This is a genomic window from Campylobacter sp. US50a, assembly GCF_004379015.1.
Lineage (GTDB): Bacteria > Campylobacterota > Campylobacteria > Campylobacterales > Campylobacteraceae > Campylobacter_D > Campylobacter_D jejuni.
Window position 1 is genome coordinate 68613 of sequence record NZ_RYYJ01000002.1, and the last position, 21298, is coordinate 89910.

The 21298-nt window shown below is 31.5% G+C and carries 21 protein-coding genes and 1 pseudogene; 13 read left to right on the forward strand and 9 right to left on the reverse strand.

Features of this window, described 5'->3' with window-relative positions; translation table 11 throughout:
* Nucleotides 1–3: 3 nt before the first annotated feature.
* On the reverse strand, nt 4–555 hold the full coding sequence (locus ELQ11_RS01670) for a single-stranded DNA-binding protein (protein WP_002861797.1): 552 nt from the start codon (nt 553–555) through the stop codon (nt 4–6).
* An 8-nt stretch (nt 556–563) separates the two neighbouring features.
* On the reverse strand, nt 564–941 hold the full coding sequence (gene rpsF, locus ELQ11_RS01675) for a 30S ribosomal protein S6 (protein ID WP_002812868.1): 378 nt from the start codon (nt 939–941) through the stop codon (nt 564–566).
* Nucleotides 942–1157: 216 nt separating this feature from the next.
* On the opposite strand from rpsF, the gene ELQ11_RS01680 reads away from it, so the two are divergent.
* Together ELQ11_RS01680 and ELQ11_RS01685 are read left to right on the forward strand one after the other, a co-directional pair.
* Nucleotides 1158–2432: an MFS transporter gene (locus tag ELQ11_RS01680; RefSeq protein ID WP_052857605.1), complete on the forward strand. Its 1275-nt coding sequence runs from the start codon at nt 1158–1160 to the stop codon at nt 2430–2432.
* Nucleotides 2429–3430: a sugar phosphate isomerase/epimerase family protein gene (locus tag ELQ11_RS01685; RefSeq protein WP_002870549.1), complete on the forward strand. Its 1002-nt coding sequence runs from the start codon at nt 2429–2431 to the stop codon at nt 3428–3430. Before ELQ11_RS01680 ends, ELQ11_RS01685 begins: the two co-directional genes overlap by 4 nt.
* On the opposite strand, the gene ELQ11_RS01690 is transcribed toward ELQ11_RS01685, so the two are convergent.
* The 7 genes and pseudogenes from ELQ11_RS01690 to ELQ11_RS01720 form a co-directional block, all read right to left on the reverse strand.
* On the reverse strand, nt 3423–4283 hold the full coding sequence (locus ELQ11_RS01690; RefSeq protein ID WP_002870550.1) for a VirK family antimicrobial peptide resistance protein: 861 nt from the start codon (nt 4281–4283) through the stop codon (nt 3423–3425). The genes ELQ11_RS01685 and ELQ11_RS01690 overlap by 8 nt on opposite strands.
* The gene (rseP, locus tag ELQ11_RS01695; protein WP_070242928.1) at nt 4276–5382 is read right to left on the reverse strand and encodes an RIP metalloprotease RseP; all 1107 of its coding nucleotides are present in this window, start codon (nt 5380–5382) and stop codon (nt 4276–4278) included. The genes ELQ11_RS01690 and rseP overlap by 8 nt, the downstream gene beginning before the upstream one ends.
* The gene (gene pgsA, locus ELQ11_RS01700; RefSeq protein ID WP_044780215.1) at nt 5379–5915 is read right to left on the reverse strand and encodes a CDP-diacylglycerol--glycerol-3-phosphate 3-phosphatidyltransferase; all 537 of its coding nucleotides are present in this window, start codon (nt 5913–5915) and stop codon (nt 5379–5381) included. Before pgsA ends, rseP begins: the two co-directional genes overlap by 4 nt.
* Nucleotides 5916–6039: 124 nt before the next feature.
* Nucleotides 6040–6645, reverse strand: a complete 606-nt coding sequence (locus ELQ11_RS01705) for an NAD(P)H-dependent oxidoreductase (RefSeq protein ID WP_134225113.1) — start codon at nt 6643–6645, stop codon at nt 6040–6042.
* Entirely contained in the window at nt 6645–7265 is a 621-nt protein-coding gene (locus tag ELQ11_RS01710; RefSeq protein WP_084763522.1) for an NAD(P)H-dependent oxidoreductase, read from the reverse strand. The genes ELQ11_RS01705 and ELQ11_RS01710 overlap by 1 nt, the downstream gene beginning before the upstream one ends.
* Nucleotides 7266–7328: 63 nt before the next feature.
* Nucleotides 7329–7753 (reverse strand): annotated as a pseudogene (locus ELQ11_RS01715) (GNAT family N-acetyltransferase).
* Between the two features lie 11 nt (nt 7754–7764).
* Nucleotides 7765–8853 (reverse strand): CinA family protein, encoded by a 1089-nt coding sequence (locus ELQ11_RS01720; protein ID WP_088261238.1) that lies wholly within the window; start codon nt 8851–8853, stop codon nt 7765–7767.
* 98 nt (nt 8854–8951) lie between these two features.
* Between ELQ11_RS01720 and ileS the strand changes: the two genes are divergently transcribed.
* The 11 genes from ileS (at nt 8952) to ELQ11_RS01780 (ending at nt 21298) form a co-directional block, all read left to right on the forward strand.
* Nucleotides 8952–11705: an isoleucine--tRNA ligase gene (gene ileS / locus ELQ11_RS01725; RefSeq protein WP_126219144.1), complete on the forward strand. Its 2754-nt coding sequence runs from the start codon at nt 8952–8954 to the stop codon at nt 11703–11705.
* A complete protein-coding gene (locus tag ELQ11_RS01730) occupies nt 11699–11809 on the forward strand; it encodes a hypothetical protein (RefSeq protein ID WP_134225115.1) in 111 nt (36 codons plus the stop codon). Before ileS ends, ELQ11_RS01730 begins: the two co-directional genes overlap by 7 nt.
* Nucleotides 11806–13167 carry an Asp-tRNA(Asn)/Glu-tRNA(Gln) amidotransferase subunit GatA gene (gatA, locus tag ELQ11_RS01735; protein WP_134225116.1) on the forward strand — a complete coding sequence of 454 codons (1362 nt, stop codon included), beginning with the start codon at nt 11806–11808 and terminating at the stop codon, nt 13165–13167. The genes ELQ11_RS01730 and gatA overlap by 4 nt, the downstream gene beginning before the upstream one ends.
* 9 nt (nt 13168–13176) lie before the next feature.
* Nucleotides 13177–14634, forward strand: a complete 1458-nt coding sequence (gene guaB, locus ELQ11_RS01740) for an IMP dehydrogenase (protein WP_002861785.1) — start codon at nt 13177–13179, stop codon at nt 14632–14634.
* Nucleotides 14631–14804 carry an exodeoxyribonuclease VII small subunit gene (gene xseB / locus ELQ11_RS01745; RefSeq protein WP_002853034.1) on the forward strand — a complete coding sequence of 58 codons (174 nt, stop codon included), beginning with the start codon at nt 14631–14633 and terminating at the stop codon, nt 14802–14804. The genes guaB and xseB overlap by 4 nt, the downstream gene beginning before the upstream one ends.
* Nucleotides 14797–15579 carry a carbon-nitrogen hydrolase family protein gene (locus tag ELQ11_RS01750; RefSeq protein WP_134225117.1) on the forward strand — a complete coding sequence of 261 codons (783 nt, stop codon included), beginning with the start codon at nt 14797–14799 and terminating at the stop codon, nt 15577–15579. Before xseB ends, ELQ11_RS01750 begins: the two co-directional genes overlap by 8 nt.
* Before the next feature lie 587 nt (nt 15580–16166).
* Nucleotides 16167–17465 carry a UDP-N-acetylmuramate--L-alanine ligase gene (murC, locus tag ELQ11_RS01760; protein WP_083262107.1) on the forward strand — a complete coding sequence of 433 codons (1299 nt, stop codon included), beginning with the start codon at nt 16167–16169 and terminating at the stop codon, nt 17463–17465.
* Nucleotides 17458–17808 (forward strand): hypothetical protein, encoded by a 351-nt coding sequence (locus tag ELQ11_RS01765; protein WP_126222473.1) that lies wholly within the window; start codon nt 17458–17460, stop codon nt 17806–17808. Before murC ends, ELQ11_RS01765 begins: the two co-directional genes overlap by 8 nt.
* Nucleotides 17798–20008 carry an endonuclease MutS2 gene (locus ELQ11_RS01770; protein ID WP_126240416.1) on the forward strand — a complete coding sequence of 737 codons (2211 nt, stop codon included), beginning with the start codon at nt 17798–17800 and terminating at the stop codon, nt 20006–20008. The genes ELQ11_RS01765 and ELQ11_RS01770 overlap by 11 nt, the downstream gene beginning before the upstream one ends.
* On the forward strand, nt 20005–20706 hold the full coding sequence (locus tag ELQ11_RS01775; RefSeq protein ID WP_126210758.1) for an NAD-dependent deacetylase: 702 nt from the start codon (nt 20005–20007) through the stop codon (nt 20704–20706). The genes ELQ11_RS01770 and ELQ11_RS01775 overlap by 4 nt, the downstream gene beginning before the upstream one ends.
* Nucleotides 20699–21298 carry a LysE family translocator gene (locus tag ELQ11_RS01780; protein WP_052949330.1) on the forward strand — a complete coding sequence of 200 codons (600 nt, stop codon included), beginning with the start codon at nt 20699–20701 and terminating at the stop codon, nt 21296–21298. The genes ELQ11_RS01775 and ELQ11_RS01780 overlap by 8 nt, the downstream gene beginning before the upstream one ends.

Here is a 21298-nt window from a genome sequence, read left to right on the forward strand (position 1 = left end):
CCTTTAAAATGGTAAATTAGTATCATCGCTATCATAAGCATCGATATCAATTTCTTTTAATTTTTCTTCGTGTTGTGGGTTTTGGTTTCTTTGTGGAGCAGGGTTTGCTTTTGCTTTATTAAAATTTTGATTTTCACTCATATAAGGATCATAGCTTTGATTTTCATAGTTTCCACTATAATTGTTGTTTGAAAAGCTATTATTGCCAATTCCACCTTGTTGTGGAGCATTGGAATTGCCGCCAAGCATTTCCATATTTTCAACTTGAATGCTATGTTTAGAGCGATTTTGCCCATTTTGATCACTCCATTGTTCAAATCTCAAACGTCCTTCTATGAGTACTTTTGAACCTTTTGTAAGGTATTGGTTTGCAACTTCTGCGGTGCGACCATAAAAGCTTATATCAATAAAGCAAGTTTCCTCTCTTTTTTCTCCATTTGTGGTAAATCTTCTTGTTACTGCGATAGCAGAAGCCCCAATAGCACTACCGCTTTGTGCATAACGCATTTCTATATCACGTGTAAGATTTCCAACCAAAACAACTTTGTTAAACATCTTTTTCCTTATTGAATTTCAGGAGCATCTAAAGGTTTGATTTCTTTTTTAGATTGCTTAATCCCGTGGCTTAGTTTTTCCCAAGCTGCAATTTCTTTTTTGTTTTCATATTTTACGATTAAAAATCTTATTACTTCTTCAGTGATTCTTAACACCCTTTCAAGCTCAGCGATCAAGTTTGTAGGAGCTTTGAAATAAATCACAAAATAAGTTCCTCTTTCGTATTTTTTGATTTTATACGCTAATTTTCTAGTGCCCATTGGAACAACAGTTTCAATTTCTGCACCATTTTTGGTTAGGACTTCTTTAACGAATTCCAACTTCGCATTCACTTCCTCTTCGGTAAGTGTTGGTTTTAAGATAAATAAAACCTCATAATGTTTCATCTTTTCTCCTTATGGATATTAAAGCCCATTTTCATGAGCAAGGATTTTGCATAAAGCAAGACTAAATTATATCAAAATATACTTAATTTATACTTCAATAAGTGTTGTAACTTTTTGTAATTACTGTTTATAATTTAAAGGTGAAATTTTAACCTTTTATCTTAATCCGTGATATAATTAATTTAAGTTGCGAATTGTTAAAAAAGGAGGGTGGATATGAATAGTACGAAACCTATTCGTTGGTTTACTTTTATCGTTTTAGTTATTGGCGGAGGAACTGTTTTTAAACTTTCCTCTTTAAAAGATGCCTTTTATGTGCCTATGCAAGAATTTATGAATCTTAGCAATACACAAATTGGACTCGCGCTCTCAGTTTATGGCATAGTGCAAACGGTAGGAAATTTTGCATCTATTTATATAGCAGATAGATTTTCTAAAAAAATACTCATTCCTTTTTCATTGGTTTGTGTGGGTTTGGTTGGAATTTATATTTCTACTTTTCCTTCTTTTTATGGAATTTTAATAGCTTGGGGTTTGCTTTCTTTATTTGGAGAAGTTGTGTATTGGCCTGTTTTGCTTAAAGCCATTCGCTTGCTTGGAGATTCTACTCAACAAGGAAGACTTTTTGGATTTTTAGAAGCAGGACGTGGTGTTATAGATACTATAGTTGCTTTTAGTGCTTTGGGAATTTTTTTACTTTTAGGATCTGGCGCAGGTGGACTTAAGGCTGCTATATTATTTTATAGCGCTTGTGTGATTATAGCAGGTATTTTGGCATATTTTCTACTTGAAGATGACAAAATTAATACCCAAGATGAGCAAGGAAATGAAATCAGTAAAAACAAAGTCGCTTGGAATGGAGTTATCAAAGCGATTAAAACTCCTGAAATTTGGGTGGTATCTTTGACCATTTTTACTATTTATTCTGTGTATTGTGGTTTGACTTATTTTATTCCATTTTTAAAAGATATTTATGGTATGCCTGTGGCTTTGGTCGGTGCTTATGGTATTATCAATCAATACACTTTAAAATTAGTAGGTGGGCCAATTGGGGGATATTTAGCAGATAAAACCTTTAAATCTTCAACAAGATATTTGCGTTTTGCTTTGATTTTAGGAGCCTTGGCCATATTAATTTTTGTTTTTATGCCTCATGAGAAATTAAATATTTATTTTGGTATGAGTTTAACCTTAGGTTTTGCCGCTCTTGTTTTTACTATGCGTGCGACATTTTTTGCACCTGTGGATGAGATAGAAGTACCTAGAGAAATTAGCGGAGCTGCTATGAGTATAGCTTGTATTTTTGGTTATTCTCCACAACTTTTTTGTTTTGCGCTTTATGGTTTTATGATCGATCATTTTAAAGGTTTATTAGGCTATCAAATTGTTTTTGCGTTAATGGGGATTTTTGCTATTTGTGGTGTGATTGTAACTACGATTTTACTTAAGATGATAGCTAGAAAAAAAGCATTAAAAGGAGTGGTATCATGAAAATAGGTTTAGAAACTGAAAGCATGCATTTATGGTTTCAAAATGGCAGGATGGATATATTTTCTTATATCGATTTTGCTAAAAATTTGGGCTGTGAGGGTGTGATTATAAATATCATTAAAGATTTTGGTTTGGATGAAGAATGGGGATGCTTAGGAAGCGATGACGAAAATCATCTTAAAAAAATTAAAGCTAAATTGGATGAATACAATATGTATTGTGAGATCGACTCTAAGGGTTTTAATAAAGATAAATTTGAAAAAATTGCTAAAGTAGCTTCTATTTTAGGCGCTAAAATTATACGCTCTTATGTGCCCTTAACCGATAAAAATAAAAAGGTTAAACATGCTAGCGATGGGGCTTATGATGATTCTAAAATTACTGCTAGATTCGATAAAGAAGATTTTTTAGCTACAAAGGATGAAATAAAAGCTTTGATACCGATTTTGGAAAAATATGATTTAAAACTTGCTATAGAAAATCATGAGTATCAAACTTCAGAGGATTTGCTTGATTTGTTGAAATTGATCAATCATCCTAAAATAGGATTTTTATATGATTTTGGAAATTCCATGATGGCCTATGAAGATCCTATAAAAGCTTGCAAAGACATGGCTAAATATACTTTTAGCACGCATTGTAAAGATCATATAGTTTTCATTGAAGAGGGTGTAGAATATGTTTGTGGCGTTCCTTTAGGAGAAGGAAATTTAGACATTAAAACTTGTGTAGAAATTCTTAAAAAAGAAGGACTTGACCGTATTAATGTAGAGCAATGTTATCCTTATTGTGCGACTTTTAAAAGAGAAAAAGGAACAGGCGGGGTTAAAGAATTAGGTAAAGGGGCTTTTAAGATAGAAAAAGCTTTATTTGAAGATTTAAAAGCTATGCAGTATTATTATCCCCAAGAAGTATCTCAAGAATGCTTAGAGAGGCTTTTAAAACTTCAAAAAAAAGGTTGCGAGAAAAGTGTAGAATATTTAAAAAGTATTATTTAGATAAAATTTGGAATAAATTTTGTTTAATATTTTCAAGCATAGCAAAACGTTTTTTATACATGGAGCGTTTTTGCGAAGGGATTTCTTCTAGGTTTTTTTGCGAGTGGTGGAGCTTGTAGTATTTGTGTTTATCGATTTTTATTAATTCTCCACCATTTTCTAGCCAAATTTTTTGATAATCTACAAAATAGCCCTTTTCTTTTCCTTTTTGAGAACGGATTTGATTTTTTTCATGTACACCTAAAGTAGCTTGAAGTTTTAAAATTTCACAAAGCATCTTAGAGCATTCTATAAGTAAAGCAACAGGGCGCAAACCGTGACATTTTTTAGTTAAAATTTTATTAATTTCTAAAATATTGAAATCTTTGTATTTATATCCTTGTATGCAAGAAAGTAGAAGATTATTTTCTAAAGTAAAGCAAAAATTACATTGTGAAATAGTGTATTTTTTAAATTTTAAAGAAAAAGCCCAAAAACCTTCTTCGTAAACATTATGGTTATATCCTAAAAAAAGCTCAAAATCTTTATCAAAAGAAAAAATCATTTGTTCTTCGGGAAGAAATTTAAAACAAGTAAGTCCCTTATCAACATCATAAATAAGTGTTTTAACGCGTTCATTTGCTTTAAAACTTTTATCGCAAAATCTTCTTGTAGCATTGTAGCAAGCATAGGGTCTTTGAGAGAAAAAGTCTTTTAAATGTTTATTTTTTTCTTCATTAAGCGTTTTTTCCAGAAGTCTTACTTGAGGAAAATATAGAATTTTTCTTGCTTGAAAACGCAAATAGCGCCAAAAGATGATACTTTTTCTTCTATCAGTAAAATTTGGAATAGGGTAGGAAAATTTTTTATTCACCTGCAATCCTTGATATATCATTATAAGTTGCAAAGAGCATCAAGCTTAAAAGTATTGCCATGCCTGCATAACTTAGATATTCAAAAGCACGCTGCGGAACCTTGCGTCTAAAAATCATTTCATAAATATTAAAAAGTATATGTCCTCCATCAAGCATAGGAATAGGCAAAAGATTTAAAATACCTAAATTTATAGAAATTAAAGCAGTGATAAATAAAAGTAAAGTAAAGCTATTTTGTGCAGCCTTTGAGGTAATTTCAGTCATGGTAATAATACCACCTAAATTTTTTGCTTCAACTTCACCACTTATGAGTTTTACTATACCCTTGATGATGAGTGTAGAAGCTTGAAAACTTTCTTGTGCGGCATATTTAAAACTTTCTAAACCTTGATGTTTTACAAGAGTGCTTGTACCATTTGGACTGATTCCAAGTTGAGGTTTTTCAATAATTTGCCCAAAGTCATTATATCCTTGTCCTATTTTTGGAGTTAAAATAAATTCTAAATTTTTTCCTTCTCTATTGATTAATATTTTCAAAGGCTCTAAACTTAAATGTTTTGAAATTTCATCAAAGCTTTGAATTTTTATACCGTTGATTTCTAAGATAGTATCATTTTTTTGAAGTCCTATGTCTTGTGCAGCAGAGTTTGGCGCTATGTTTCCTATTTGTGGAGCAAGTTTTTCTAAGCCTAAATTTCCTATGATAATATAAAGAAAAAAAGCTAAAATCAGGTTAAAAAATGGTCCAGCAAAAAGAATATAAATCTTTTTTAAGGGGCTTAAAATGCTATAGCTATCTTTGTCTAGATTTTCAAAACCAGGACGCATATCATCTTGTCCTTTAAGTTTAACATATCCTCCAAGTGGCAAAGCACTTAAGCGATAGTTTGTGCCTTTAAATTCGCGTTCTATAAGACTTTTTCCAAATCCTATGCTAAAGACTTCAACTTTTACACCCAAAGATCTTGCAGCTAAAAAATGTCCTAATTCGTGAAAGAAGATTAAAAATGAGATGACTAAAACAGTTGCTAAAAATTCAATAGAATAAAATTTAATTCCTAAAATCAAAATAATAATTAAAAACAATAAAGATCTCATTTTTCTCCTTTTTTTTGAGCTTTTGTATAAGTATAGATATATTCAAATCCAGAATAAAGAGTTAAAATCAAAGCTATGTAAAGTAGAATTTCTCCGCCTATCCACTCCATGATTAAAAATCCTATCGCAGTCATTTGAAAAGCGGTTTTAAGTTTGCCTGCAAAAGAAGCATTGACATTTAAATTTTCACTGATCATCACAACTCTAAAACCCGTGATAAAAAATTCCCTTACTAATATAATATAAATTACCCATTCATTAGCTTTTCCTGTAAGCAAAAGCCCTAAAAAAGCTGCTAAAACAAGCATTTTATCGGCTAATGGATCTAAGATTCCGCCCAGTTTTGTAGTTTGTTTCCAAGTTCTTGCAATGTATCCATCAAAAAAATCACTCAAAGCTGCTAATGAAAAAGTTAAAGCAGCAAAATAGTTAATCCAACTTTGATGAATATTTTCAAAATGATGAATTAATAAAAAAAATAGCAAAGGCGCTAAAACCATTCTAAAAACCGCCAAGATATTGGGTAAATTCATAACAAGCCTTGTGAAATTAAATGTAAAATTATAATCAAAATTGTATAAAATTTAAGCAAAGACTTAGTAAAAATACAAAAAAGAATCAGTTTATTTTTATTTAAATTTTGCTTTTAAGCAAAATTTAAATAAATTTTACAACTTCATCAAAACTAAAACGATTTTTTTGAGGATTTTTTTCATCGTTGCAATATCCTAAAGCCACCACCAAACTTGATCTTTCTTTTTGAATATCAAGTGATAAATAAGAATCAAGCTTTTCTTTATCAAAACCACCTATAGTACAACTTGCTATATTTAAAGCATTAGCACTATAAAGTATGCTAGCTAGAGCTATATGAGCTTGTTCTCTTGCATAAGATATTTTTTGTTCTTGATTTAGAGATTTTAAAAAAGGCATATAAGTATCTAAGCGTTTTTGAATTTCTGTTTCGCTCATATCTCTTTTTCTAAGTTTTTCTTCAAAATAATCCAAAAAATCAAGTCTTGAAATGATGATAATTAATGCAGCACAATCTTTTACATGTTTTTGTTGATTGCAAATTTTAGAAAGTTCTTCTTTTCTTTTCTCATCTTGCACTACTGTAAATTTCCAAGGTTCCAGTCCTAAGGAACTGGGGCTTAATCTTGCTATTTCTAAAATAGAATTTAAATCCTCTTTTTTGAGTTTTTCATTTTTAAAATTTCTACAAGAATATCTTGTGCTAAAAATTTCAAGTTCTTTTTTCATTATTTTTCCTTGTAAAATTCGACGACTTCATTAAAATTTAAGCGTTGAGTAGAATATTTTGGTTCGTGGGCTTTATATCCTAAGGATAAAATTACAGCAGTTTCAAAAGGATAAGTTAAATGAAGAAAATCATCAACCTTAGTTTTTTCAAAGCCACCTATCATACAAGAATCAATACCTAAGCTCATTGCAGCTAGCGACATTTGCATCATAGCAAGATAGCATTGAAGTTGTGCGTAATGATAGAGTTCATTATCATTCATTGCATTGGTTTTATGGGTGTAAATTTCTAAAATTTTTTGAAAATTTTCTTCGCTAGAACCTGAGAAACGACGCACTTGTTTTTGTGCAAATTCATCTTTGCTTTGAAGATCTTTTCTTGCTAGAAAAATAATATTATGACTCGCACTTGCTACATTTTGTTGATTGTAACATAGGGTTGAGAGTTTAAGATTGTGTTCTTTTTGTTCTAATACTACAAATTTCCAAGGCTCAAATCCATGTGAGCTCGGGGCTAAGACTCCACTTTCTAATATAAAATGCAAATCCTTTTCATTGATTTTTTTATCATTAAAAAGTTTACAAGCTCTGCGTTTTGAAATTAGTTCTTTAAAATTCATTTTATTCCTTAAAATCAAAAATAATAATATTAATTATAAAATGCAAAGCTTAATCAAAAAATATTATAGTTTGATATTTTTCTTAAAAACAAAACCGGATTTTTCAAAACCCATTTTTTGGATATAAAATTCATGAGCTTGTGTTCTAAAAAAACTTGAACTTAGTTCTAATTCTTCATATCCTTGATCTTTTGCCCAAATTTGGATTTTTTTCAAAAAAGCTTGACCTATACCTTTTCCTCTTAAAGTTTCATCTACGACAAAATCACAAATATAAAGACAATGATTATGATAAAGTACATTAAAGGGCATGACTCCACAAGCTGCTTTGTAGCTTCCCTCATTTTCATAGGCAAAAAGTTTATAATGTTGAGTTTGTGTAGCAAGTTGGAATTTGTCTAAAAAACCTTTCAAAGATAGGTTGTTTCTTAATTGTTTTATCAAGGGATAAATTTTTCCAAGTCTTCTTTTGGCTTAATTTTTTTCATTTTTAAATCCCTTAAATTTCAAAAATCTCAGGTTTTAATTTTAAAAGTAAGCAAAAAGTTGCCAAAACAGCTTGTTCTTGCATAAATTCACGATCCCCATCTAAATAAAGCGTTTCTTGGATAAAAGTTCCATCTCTAAACATTGCACCTATATAAATAGTGCCTGATTTTATCTTCCTCTCATCTTTTTCGCCAACTACTCCGCTAATAGCTAAGGCAAAATCAGGATTAGCTGTTTTAAAAATACCTTTTAGCATAAAATAAACACAGCGTTCACTGTATTCGCCATTATTTTCTAAAACGCTTTCGCTAATTCCAAGCCATTCGTGTTTGATGCGGTTGGAATAACTTACAATAGATCCTTCAAAAATTTCACTTACACCTGAAATTTTAGTTAAGGTGCTTGCACAAAGTCCACCTGTGCAACTTTCAGCAAAAGAAATTTTTAATTTTTTTTCTAAAAGTTTAGAGCTTATAAAATGTATAGGATCTTTACCTAAAAACACCTTTTGTCCAAAAAGATTTTTTACGCTATTTAAAAAACCATCAAGTTTTCCAAAATTAGCGCAAGTAGCCTTAATAAGCACAAGATTATCTAAAAGCTTGGTTGATTTTATACTTATCTCATAAGATTTTGTTAGGGTTTGCAGTAGCAATATAGCGCTTTCATCATCCATGCCAAAAATGCAAAAATATGCAAAATTTAATTTTATATGCCCAAGAAGATTGGGTAATTTTTCGCTTGGATTTATTTTCACGACATTGATTTTTGAATTTGAAAAATTACACACAAAGCTATTTTTACTAAATTCTGCTTTATCTGGAACCAAGGTATCATCTTTTAAGATAAGATTATCATCATTTAAAGTTGCTAAAATTTTAGCAACAGTCGCATAATGCAAAGGGCTTGTAAATAAAGTGATAAAATCATACTGATTTAAGAGGTTTTCAAGCAAAAAGGGTAAATCTTTATCGGTTTTATTTTGTATGCGAATTTCGTTGATTTCTTTAAATTTTTCTTCATAAGTTCTATAAATATAATTTTTGAATTTTTCGTTTATAGTAAGCTCATCTCCTATAAGATAAAGCAAATGTTTCATAAATTTTCCTTTTTTTCTTATAATTATAGCCAAAAACAAAGTAGAAATTAAAGCTAATTTGAGTAGAATTTAAGATTATTAAAAATTAGGTGGAAAAAATGGACTACAAAGAAACTCTACTTTTGCCCAGCACTACTTTTGCTATGCGGGCGAATTTAGCGGAACTTGAACCGCAAAGATTTAAAAAATGGTTTGAGCAAAGTTATGCTTATGAAAAAATGAAAGAAAATCGCAAAAATGCGAAAAAAAGTTTTACCTTACACGATGGCCCCCCTTATGCTAACGGACATATCCATATAGGACATGCTTTAAATAAAATTTTAAAAGAAACTATTATCAAAACGCATTATTTTAAAGGTGAGAGTGTGCGTTTTACTCCAGGGTGGGATTGTCATGGTTTACCTATAGAGCAACAAGTAGAAGTAAAGCTTGGAGAAAAGAAAAAAAGCTTAAGTAAAAAAGAAATTCGTGAGTTTTGCAGACAACATGCGAGTGAATTTGTAGATATCCAAAGAGAAGAATTTAAAAATTTAGGCATTATTGCAGATTGGGATAAGCCTTATTTGACTATGAAATTTGAGTTTGAAGCAGCGATTTATAGAACTTTATGCGAGATTGCTAAAAAAGGCTTACTTTGTGAGCGTTCTAAGCCTGTTTTTTGGAGTTGGGCGGCAAAGTCAGCTTTAGCGGAAGCTGAAGTAGAGTATCAAGATAAAGAAGATTATTCTCTTTTTGTGGCTTTTGATTTAGATGCAAAAGCTTGCGAAAAATTAGGCGTATCAAAAGCAAGTGCAGTGATATGGACAACTACGCCTTGGACTTTGGTGGCTAATCAAGCTATAGCCTTAAATCCTAACGAAAATTATGTGATCACTAAAGAAGGTTTGATTTTTGCAAGTGCTTTACTTAAAAGTATGGTAGAAAAAGGACTTACAAGTGGAGAAATTCAAAAAGAATTAAACGCAAAAGAATTTGAAAAACTTGAAGCTATCAATCCTTTAAATGGAAGAAAATCTGTTTTAATTATGGGCGAGCATGTATTGATGGATGGTGGAAGTGGACTTGTGCATACTGCACCAGGACATGGCGAAGATGATTACTATGCTTGTTTGAAATATGACATTGAGGTTTTAATGCCTGTTGATGATAGTGGATGTTATGATGAAACTTTAAGAGCTAAAGGGCTTTTGCCTTCTCATTTGCTTGAAGAGTTTATAGGTCTTCATATTTTTAAGGCCAATGAAAAAATTTTAGAACTTTTAGGCGAAAAACTTTTACATTCTTCTAAATTTATACACTCTTATCCATTTTGTTGGAGAACGCATAAGCCTGTGATTTATAGAGCTACTAAACAATGGTTTATTTTAATGGATGAACCAAAACTTCAAGGAAAAACTTTAAGAGAGTGTGCAAAAGAACAACTTTTAAAAACAACCTTTTATCCGCAAAGTGGGGTAAAAAGAATAGGTTCTATGGTGGAAAATCGCCCAGATTGGTGTATTTCAAGACAAAGGGACTGGGGAACGCCTATAGCCTTTTTTAGAGATAAAAACACTAAAGAAGTGATTTTTGATGATGAACTTTTTGACTTTGTAGTAGCTATTTTTGAAAAACACGGTGCTGATGCGTGGTGGGAGTTTGAAATCAAAGATTTAATTCCTACAAATTCAAAATATAAAGCTGAAAATTTAGAAAAAGTATATGATATTTTAGATGTTTGGTTTGATAGTGGAAGTACTTTTAATGCGGTTTTAAATAGCGGACTTTATGACGCAGGAGAAAAAAGAGCAAGTATGTATTTAGAAGGAAGCGATCAGCATCGGGGTTGGTTTCAAAGCTCTTTGCTTGTAGGTACAGCGATCAATGAAAGCGCACCTTATGAAAGCATTTTAACTCATGGTTTTACCACCGATGAAAAAGGGCAAAAAATGTCTAAATCTAAAGGCAATGTGATTGCTCCTGAATATGTAGCAAAAACCTATGGAGTTGAAATTTTAAGACTTTGGATACTTTTAAGTGATTATTCAAGTGATTTAAAAATTTCAGACAATATCTTAAAACAAGTGGGCGAACAATACCGCAAAATAAGAAATACTATAAGATTTTTACTTGCTAATACCAATGATTTAAAAGATTTAGAAGTTAAAGAATTTAGTTTTATTGATAAATGGATATTAAGTCGTGCAACCAAAGTTTTTAAAGCAAGTAAAGAAGCATTTTTTGCTTATGAATTTGCTAAAGGTTTTAGTTTGCTTTTAAATTTCTTAAGTGCGGATTTAAGTGGGATTTATCTTGATATCAGTAAAGATAGACTTTATTGTGATAGTGAAAATGCTCAAAGAAGAAAATCTGCTCAAGTGGCTATGGCTTTGATAGCAAAAGAACTTTTAAATTTACTTGCTCCAAATTTAAGCTATAGTGTAGATGAGGCTTTAGAACATGCTAATGTTTTAATCAAAGGCGATGCAAAAGATGTATTTGATTTGAGTTTAACTCAGGATTTTGATTATGATTTTGGTATAGATGATACATTTTTAATGAGTGCTAGAGAGAAATTTTTTGAACAAATTGATATGCTTAAAAAAGATAAAATCATTAAATCCACCTTGGAATTAAATTTAAACATTAGTTTTAATAAATTCCCAAATGAGGAATTAGCCGATTGGTTTATGGTAAGTCAAATCAGTAATGAAAATGAAGAAATTTTGGCTGAATTTGAAGTAGAGAATGAGAAATTTAAAATCACCAAAGCTTCACTTTGTAAATGCCCAAGATGTTGGAAACTTCAAAGTAAAGATGAAGAAACGCCTTGTTTAAGATGTGAAGAAGTTTTAAAAGGGATTCAATGCTAGAAAATCCTATTTCAAATAGTATTATCATCACAACTATAGCGGTGATTTTGGCTTTTAGTGCTTTAGCGGTATTTTTGATCAAAAAAACAAAGGAAAATAAATGACAACTTTAAAAGAAGCTTTAAAATACTCCAAAGAAGAACTTGAAAATTTAAAAAAAGAACTCAATGAAAAAGCAAAAAAAGAAAAAAAAATAGGTGCTTATATCGAACAATTTTTAGATAAGGACTTAAGTGTTTCAGGTGAAGGTGTGCCTGTAGCCATAAAAGATAATATCAGTGTAAAGGGCTGGGAGCTTACTAGTGCGAGTAAGATTTTACAAGGTTATATCGCTCCTTATGATGCAAGTGCAATTGTTAATTTAAAGGCTAATGGTTTTTCTCCTTTTGGGCGTTGTAATATGGATGAATTTGCTATGGGAAGTTCAACAGCGAGTTCTTGTTATGGAAAAACTTTAAATCCTTTAAATTTTGAGCGTGTGCCAGGTGGATCAAGTGGTGGAAGCGCTGCTGCGGTAGCGGGTGGCTTGGCTTTAGCAAGTTTAGGTTCTGATACAGGAGGATCTGTACGCCAACCTGCGGCTTTTTGTGGTTGTGTAGGATTTAAACCGAGTTATGGAAGAGTGAGTCGCTATGGTTTGGCTTCTTATTCTTCAAGTTTGGATCAAATCGGGGTTTTAACGCAAAATGTAGAAGATGCGGCAATTTTATATGATGCGATCGCAGGATATGATAAAATGGATAGCACGAGTGCAAATATCGAGTTTATCAAAACCGCTCCAAATTTAAATGCAAATAAAAAATTAAAAATTGCAGTGATTGAAAATTATGTCAATGATGCAGATAGCGAAGTAAAAAACGCACTTTTAAAAACCATAGATATGTTAAAAGCTAATGGACATGAGATTGTATATAAAAATTTGCTTGATTCTAAGTTTGATATCGCAGCGTATTATATCATCGCAACAGCTGAAGCAAGTGCAAATTTAAGTCGTTATGATGGGGTGCGTTATGGCAAGCGTTCTGAAAATATCCAAAATTTAAAAGAAATGTATGTAAATACACGCAGCGAAGGTTTTGGCGAAGAAGTAAAAAGAAGAATTTTGTTAGGAACTTTTGTTTTAAGTAGTGGATATTATGATGCGTATTATATCAAAGCACAAAAAACTAGAGCTTTTATCAAGGCAAAATATGAAGAAATTTTGCAAGATTGTGATCTTATTTTTATGCCTGTAACCCCTACAACGGCTTTTAAATTTGATACTCAAAAAAGCCCTATGCAAACTTATTTAGAAGATGTTTATACTATCTCTGTAAATTTAGCAGGACTTGGAGGCATTAGTGTGCCTGTTGCAAAAGATAAAGAAGGGCTTAATATATCAGCACAACTGATTTGCAAAGCTTATGATGAACAAACCTTGTTAGATGGGGCTTTAAGTTTAGAACAAATGATTAAAAATTAAGGATGAAAGATGAAAATTGTAAAAAGAGCTTTAACTTTTGAAGATGTATTACTGCGTCCTGGGTATTCTGAAGTTCTACCTAAGGAAGTAAAAATTCACACTAAACTAACAAAAAATATCACTTTAAATATGCCTTTAATCTCTGCGGCTATGGATACCGTTACCGAACACAGAGCTGCTATCATGATGGCAAGACTTGGAGGACTTGGGGTAATTCATAAAAATATGGATATAGCTTCACAAGTTAGAGAAGTAAAAAGAGTGAAAAAAAGCGAAAGTGGAGTGATTATCGATCCTATTTTTGTAAGTCCTAAAGCAAGTGTTGCGGAAGCTTTAGAAATTATGGCAGAGTATAGAATTTCAGGTGTTCCTGTAGTAGATGAAGATAAGAAACTAATAGGCATACTTACCAATCGTGATTTAAGATTTGAGAGTGATTTTTCAAATTTGGTTGAAAATGTTATGACTAAAATGCCTTTAATTACTGCTCCAAAGGGTTGTACTTTAGATGATGCGGAAAAAATTTTCAGCACCAACAAAGTAGAAAAACTTCCTATAGTTGATGAACAAGGACGCTTGGAAGGACTTATCACTATAAAAGATCTTAAAAAACGCAAAGAATATCCTGATGCCAATAAAGATAATTTTGGAAGATTACGCGTGGGTGCGGCTATAGGAGTAGGGCAAATGGATCGTGTGGATGCTTTAGTTGAAGCTGGCGTTGATGTTGTTGTGCTTGATTCTGCGCATGGACATTCTAAGGGTATTATTGATACGGTAAAAGCGATTAAAACTAAATATCCAAATTTAGATCTTATCGCAGGAAATATCGCCACTGCAGCTGCAGCAAAAGCACTTTGTGAAGCAGGAGTAGATGCGGTTAAAGTAGGTATTGGGCCAGGAAGTATTTGTACTACACGTATTGTTTCAGGTGTGGGCGTGCCTCAAATTTCAGCCATTGATGAATGCGTAGAAGAAGCAAATAAATTTGGCGTTCCTGTGATAGCTGATGGCGGGATTAAATATTCAGGTGATATCGCAAAAGCTTTAGCTGTAGGTGCGAGTTCTGTTATGATAGGATCGCTTTTAGCTGGAACGGATGAGAGTCCAGGAGAGCTTTTTACTTATCAAGGAAGACAATATAAGTCTTATCGTGGTATGGGCTCACTTGGGGCTATGCAAAAGGGAAGTTCGGATAGATACTTTCAGCAAGGTACCGCTCAAGATAAACTTGTTCCTGAAGGTATAGAAGGGCGTGTTCCTTATGTGGGAAGTATAAGAAGCGTGGTGCATCAACTTTTAGGAGGTTTGCGTTCTTCTATGGGTTATGTTGGGGCTAAAGATATAGAAGATTTTCAAAAAAGAGCTGAATTTGTTGAAATCACTACTGCAGGGCTTAAAGAAAGTCATGTACATGATGTTACTATCACTCATGAAGCACCAAATTACAAGGTCAATCATCAATGAGTTTTGAAGAAAATTTAAAACACGCTAATGAATCTTTGGAAAAATTAAACAATCAAGAGCTTGCCTTAGATGAAAGTGTAAAAATTTACAAAGAAGGTTTAGAGAGTATCAAAAAAGCAAGACTTGAGCTTGAAAAAGCAAAATTAGAAGTGGAGCAAATCGATGAGTAAAATAGCAGCTTTACAGTTTCCAACTTTAGCTTTAAGTGAATCAAGGCTCGATTATTATCTTAAAGCTTCAAAAGACAATGGGGCAAATTTGGTAGTTTTGGGCGAATATGTGATTAATAGTTTTTTTACAGAACTTTTACACATGCCAAAAAATATGATAAAAGAACAAAGTGAAGCTAAAAAAGAAAGCTTGATTAAACTTGCTAAAAAATACGAATTAGAAATCATCGCTCCTTATGTAAGCGTTGAAGCTAAAAGTTATAAAAAACTTTGCTTAAAAGTTGCTCCAAATGGTGTCAAAAGTTATGAACAGCAAATTTTAATGCCTTATGAACATTGGAGTGAAGAAAAATTTTTCAGCAACAAAACTCCATCAGAATTAAAAATTTTTACTTTTAATTATGAAAAATTAAAATGTGCTTTGCTTTTTGGTTTTGAGACACATTTTGATATTTTTTGGCAACGGATTATGGCGAAAAAAATTGATTTGGTTATCGTTCCTAGTGCTTGCACCTTTGAAAGCAAACAAAGATGGGAAGAGCTTTTAAAAACAAGAGCTTTTTTAAATTCTACAAGCATTTTAAGAGTAAATCGCATAGGCAAAACAAAAGATGAGTGGAATTTTTACGGTGATACTCTGTTTATCAACGCTTTTGGCGAGATAGAAAGTAGATTAGGTTCTGAAGAAGAAATGCTTATCATAGAGCCTAAAAAAAGCGATGAAGCAAGAAAACTTTGGGGTTTTGATAAGATGATTAAGGGTTTTAAAGACTAAATTTATGTTAAGGTTATTTAAATAAGTTTAATATATTAACTAAGGCATGATTTTATAATTCTTGTTTTTTGTTAATTATAAACCAAAGAATTAAAAAGCCAATAATTCCAATAGGTATAGCAAGCATAAACAAGATTAGCTTAATAATGATTTTACTCAAAAGTAAAAATATAGCATTAACAATAAACACATTGTCACCTAATAGTATATTTTTTAGTTCTTCCCATACAAAACATGCAAAAGGAAAAAATATTAAGTTGATTATTAAAGCAAAAAATAAATAAAAATCATGTGTAGGCAAAGCAAAATAAAACAATAATAAAATAATAATTCCAAAGATATAATGTCTTATAAGCCAACTTAAATTTACATTACTAAAAACCTTTAATAGATTCATAAAATACTCCCTAATCTTATTGCTCATTATTATAAATATTTTTTTAATATAAGCTTAATGTTAATAATATTTAAGATATTTAATATTTCCGCAAAGACTATTAAAATCGGGTATTTTAAAAATTAAAATTATATATTTTCTTTTTAGTAAAAAAGTGCTAAAATTTGGCCTTTAAAGTATAAAGGTTTAAATGATGCAAAATATCCATTTTATCGGTATAGGCGGTATAGGAATTTCCGCTTTAGCAAGATTTTTAAAAGAAAAAGGCTTTAAGATTAGTGGGAGTGATCTTAAGGAAAGTAAAATTACTAAAGAACTTGAAAAAGAAGGGGTTAAGGTCAGTATCCCTCATCATAAAGACAATATTTTAAACAAAGATTTAGTTATTTACTCTGCTGCAATTAAAGAAGAAAATCCTGAATTTAAACACGCTAAAGAATTAGGCATTAAATGTCTTTCACGCAAGGAAGCCTTACCTCTTATTTTAGAAGATAAGCGTGTTTTTGCGGTTGCAGGAGCACATGGAAAAAGCACAACTTCAAGCATTTTAGCTTCTTTGCTTGATGATGCTTCTGTGATCATCGGAGCGATTTTAAAAGAATTTGGTTCAAATATGATTTATAAAGAAAGCCAAAACCTTGTTTTTGAAGCTGATGAGAGCGATAGTTCTTTTTTAAATTCAAATCCTTATTTGGCTATAGTTACCAATGCAGAAGCAGAGCATTTAGATCATTATGGCAATGAAGTTTCAAAACTCCATCATGCTTATGTGGAGTTTTTAGATACGGCTAAAATTCGCGTGATTAATGCTGAAGATGAGTTTTTGAAAAATTATAAAAATGAGTCAATCAAGCTTTATCCAAGCAAAGATATCAAAAACTGCACCATGTGTATAGAAAATTTCAAACCTTTTACAAGCTTTGAGTTGAAAGATTGGGGTGAATTTAAGGTTTTTGGCATGGGATATCATTTAGCCCTTGATGCGTCTTTAGCGATTTTGGCGGCTTTAAATTTCTTAGATATAGAAACGATAAGAACTAGGCTTAAAAATTATCAAGGTATTAAAAAGCGTTTTGATATTTTACATGCTGATGAAAATTTGGTTTTAATCGATGATTATGGTCATCATCCTACCGAAATAAAAGCGACTTTAAGTGCAGCACAAGAATATGCAAAATTAGGTGGATATAAAAAAATCACAGCCATTTTTGAACCTCACCGCTACACGCGTTTGGCCGCAAATTTAAAGGAATTTGCAAAGGCTTTTGAAGGTGTTGATGAGCTTGTAATTTTACCTGTTTATGCCGCAGGAGAAGAGCCTATAGAACTTGATTTAAAAGCGGTTTTTCCTAAGGCTTTATTCGTAGAAGATATCAAAAGAGAGGGTAAATTTTTAGTAGCTTCCAAGGGACAGGTTTTTGAAGAAGGGCTTATTATAGGTTTTGGTGCAGGAGATATTAGCAATAAATTAAGGCAAAAAAATGAGTAGGTTTTTTTTATATCTTTTAATTATCTTAATTTTAGCCTTAATTGCTTTTACTTTGCGTGAAAAATTAGGCAAAAAAACCAAACCTTTTTTTAGTGTTTTGCTTGTGATCTTTATTGTTTTAGCGGTATTTTTTGAATTTGAAAACACACAAAAAAGTCATTTAAGAACAGATATTATCGTAGCTTTTAACCAAAATAAAAATATTTTATGTAAAGATATTAATGTTTCTAAGGCGTATTTTAATTATGAATTTGGAACAGGAAGTTTTATTTCAAAAGATAATAATCAAAGTTTTAATTCTTTAATCATAGATATTAAAGATTGCAGGTTAAATGATGAATGATACAAAAGAAGAATTGATCTCAAAGCTTGATTTAAATGGCTATTTAGAAGAGTTTAAAGCCCTTTTTGCAAGAGATAAAGAGATTTTTTTGCAAGGAGATTCTAATCTTCATTTTAAACGCATACATGAGCTTTGTGAGGTGGAATTTCCTACTATGCCAGAGCTTAGCAATCTTGATAAAGCCTTAGTACATTTAAGTAAGCAAGGAATTTTGCATTTAGATGAAATTTTTGAATTTGTAAAAATTTTTCGTTATTTTGAAAAGCTAAAAAAAATAAAACTAGGAACAAATTTAGACTCTTGGTTGCAAAAGATAGAATTTGTTAGTGGAGCTTTGGAGCTTTGTTTGAATTTCGATGAAAAAGGGGAATTAAAAGAAAGTTTAGACGAAAGACTTGTAAATCTTAATGCCGCTCTAAGATTAAAAAACGAAAGTATAATAGCTGAGTTTAAGAAATTTTGCTACACAAAAGCTTTGATGCCTTATCTTATCGATACGCAAATCCATCTTATAAACAATCTTGAAGCCTTGCTTGTAAGAGGCGGGTTTAATCACGCTATTAAAGCAAAAATCATAGGTAGAAGTAGCGGTGGTGGCTTTTATATCGTGCCTTTAAGTGTTGAGAATTTGCAAAATGATATAGAAAAAATCAAAAATCAAAAAGAAGAAATTTATTATGAATACGCTAAAAATTTCTCAGCTTTTTTAGCAAAAAATCTACCTTTTTTAAAATTTATCAATACAGCCTTTGATCTTTTTGACCATTATAGTGCTAGAGTTTTGCTTGCTAAAAAAAGGGATTTTGAATTTATTTTGTGCGATCAAAGTACGGATTTAGTGCTTAAAAATTTCGCCCACCCTGCCTTAAAAAATCCAAAAAGCGTGAGTTTGGAATTTAAAAAACAAGTTTTAATCATCACAGGGGTAAATGCAGGCGGAAAATCCATGCTTTTAAAATCCATGCTAAGCGCAGCATTTTTAGCTAAACATCTTTTGCCTATGCATATAAAAGCAAGTGAAAGTAAAATCGGTACTTTTAAAGAATTTGATGCCATTATAGAAGATCCGCAAAATGTTAAAAACGACATTTCAACTTTTGCAGGAAGAATGTTGCACTTTTCCAGGCTTTTTTCTAAGAAAAATTTGCTTTTAGGTATCGATGAAATAGAGCTTGGAACAGATTTTGAAGAAGCGGCTTGTTTGTATAGTGTGTTAATTTCAAAACTCATAGCTAATAATCTTAAAATCATCATCACCACGCACCACAAACGCCTTGCCATGCTTTTAGCAAAGAATGAGCAAGTTGAACTCATCGCTGCTTTATATGATGAAGAGCTTTCACGCCCAAAATATGAGTTTTTAAAAGGTACTATAGGAAAATCTTATGCCTTTGAAACCGCTTTGCGTTATCAGATTCCGCCGAATTTAGTTAGCGAGGCTAAAAAGCTTTATGGCGAGGATAAAGAAAATTTAGAAGAGCTTGTGGGTAAAAATATCAATCTTGAATTAGAACTAAAAGCTAAGCTTGAAAATGTCGAGAAAAAAGAGCAAAAAGTCGATGAAATTTTACTTTCCTTAAAAGAGCAAAAAGAAAAAAATGAACAAGAATTTCGTACGAGTTTGAGAAATTTAGAATTTAAATTTCACAAAGCCATAGAAGAAGCTAAAAAAACCATACAGCTTAAAGACACAAAAGACAAGCAAAGAAGCCTTAATAAAGCCAATGAGCTTAAAAAAGAAATCATATTGCCAAGTATGGAACAAAATGAAGAATTGCGTGTGGGGGATTTTGTAAAATATGAAAAAATTAAGGGTAAAATCATAAGCATTTCTAAAAACGATGCTATGGTTGAAGGCGATGGGATTAAACTTCGCGTGCCTTTAAAACTACTTAAAAAAAGTGGCGCAATGCCAAAAAAAGTAGTAAAAACAAGTATAAGCGTAAGTAAACCAAGCAATCTAAGTGTAACTTTGGATTTGCATGGACTCAGAAGTGATGAGGCTATTTCAAGGCTTGATAAATTTATTTCAGATGCTTTGATAGCGGGATTTGATGAGGTTTTGATCTATCATGGTATTGGCACAGGAAAGCTTGCCTTTGCGGTAAGAGAGTTTTTAAAAACTCACAAAAGTGTCAAAGGCTTTAATGATGCACCGATCAATCAAGGTGGTTTTGGTGCTAAGGTGGTGAGATTATGAAAAACATTATGATATTAAGCGGAGCGGGTTTGTCTGCTCCAAGTGGGCTTAAAACTTTTAGAGACAATGATGGACTTTGGGAAGAATACGATGTGATGGAGGTTTGCTCTGCAACAGGTTTTAGAAAAAATCCTAAAAAAGTACTTGATTTTTACGATGCAAGAAGAACGCAACTTCAAAATGTAAAGCCAAATTATGCCCATGAAAAAATCGCACAATTAAAAGAAAAATGGGGTAAAAATCTTTTTGTCATCACGCAAAATGTAGATGATTTGCTAGAGCGTGCAGGGTGTAAAGATGTAGTACATTTGCATGGCTTTTTACCCGAGCTTCGCTGCTTAAAATGCGAAGAAATTTTTAATATAGGCTATGAAAAAATCACAGATAAACAATGCCCAAAATGCAAAAGTAAGGATTTAAGACACAATATAGTTATGTTTGAAGAGCAAGCCCCTGCTTATACTACGCTTTATTCTTTGCTAAATCAAACTTCGCTTTTTATCAGCATAGGCACAAGTGGGGCGGTTTTGCCTGTAGGGCGTTATGCTTCAATGTGCGAAAAAAGTATTTTAAATATCTACGAAAAAGATTCGAATTTAGAGCGGTATTTTGATAAAATCTATATAGAAGATATTATAAGCGCTATTGATAAAATCGCACTTGATATAGAAAATTTTATGAAAGATGGTAATGTTTGATTCTTTTTTAAGTGGAGTTTTTTTGGGCTTTGGAGTGAGTGTGCCTTTTGGACCTGTAAATATTTTGATTTTAACTTATGCACTAAAAGCTTTTAAAAATTCCATAGCTGTTGGACTTGGAGCATTTAGTATAGATATGCTTTATCTTTTTTTGCTTCAATTTGGGCTTTTAAATTTTTTAGACAATGTTATTTTTATGCGTTCTTTGGCGATTTTTGGTTTTTGTTTTTTAACCTATATGGCGTACTTGATGCTAAGAAAAAAGAAAGAAAGCTTAAATTTAGAGCATAAAGAATTTAAAGAAAGTCTTTTGAAAAGTTATATTAAAGGAGCTTTTTTAAATGGTTCAAATCCTTTTGTGATAGGATTTTGGCTTAGTGCTGCAAGTGTGGTTTTAAATAGTGATCATGCTTATTTGATGACTTTAGGGCTTATTGTGGCTATACTTTTTTGGGTAAGTGCTTTAGCTTTTGTGGTGGCAAGATATAGTCATGTTTTTAGTACAAAAGTTGTTTTTATAATCAATATAATTTCAGCTATAATTATAGAGTATTTTGCTCTTAATTTATTATATAAAACTTTCTTAGGATAA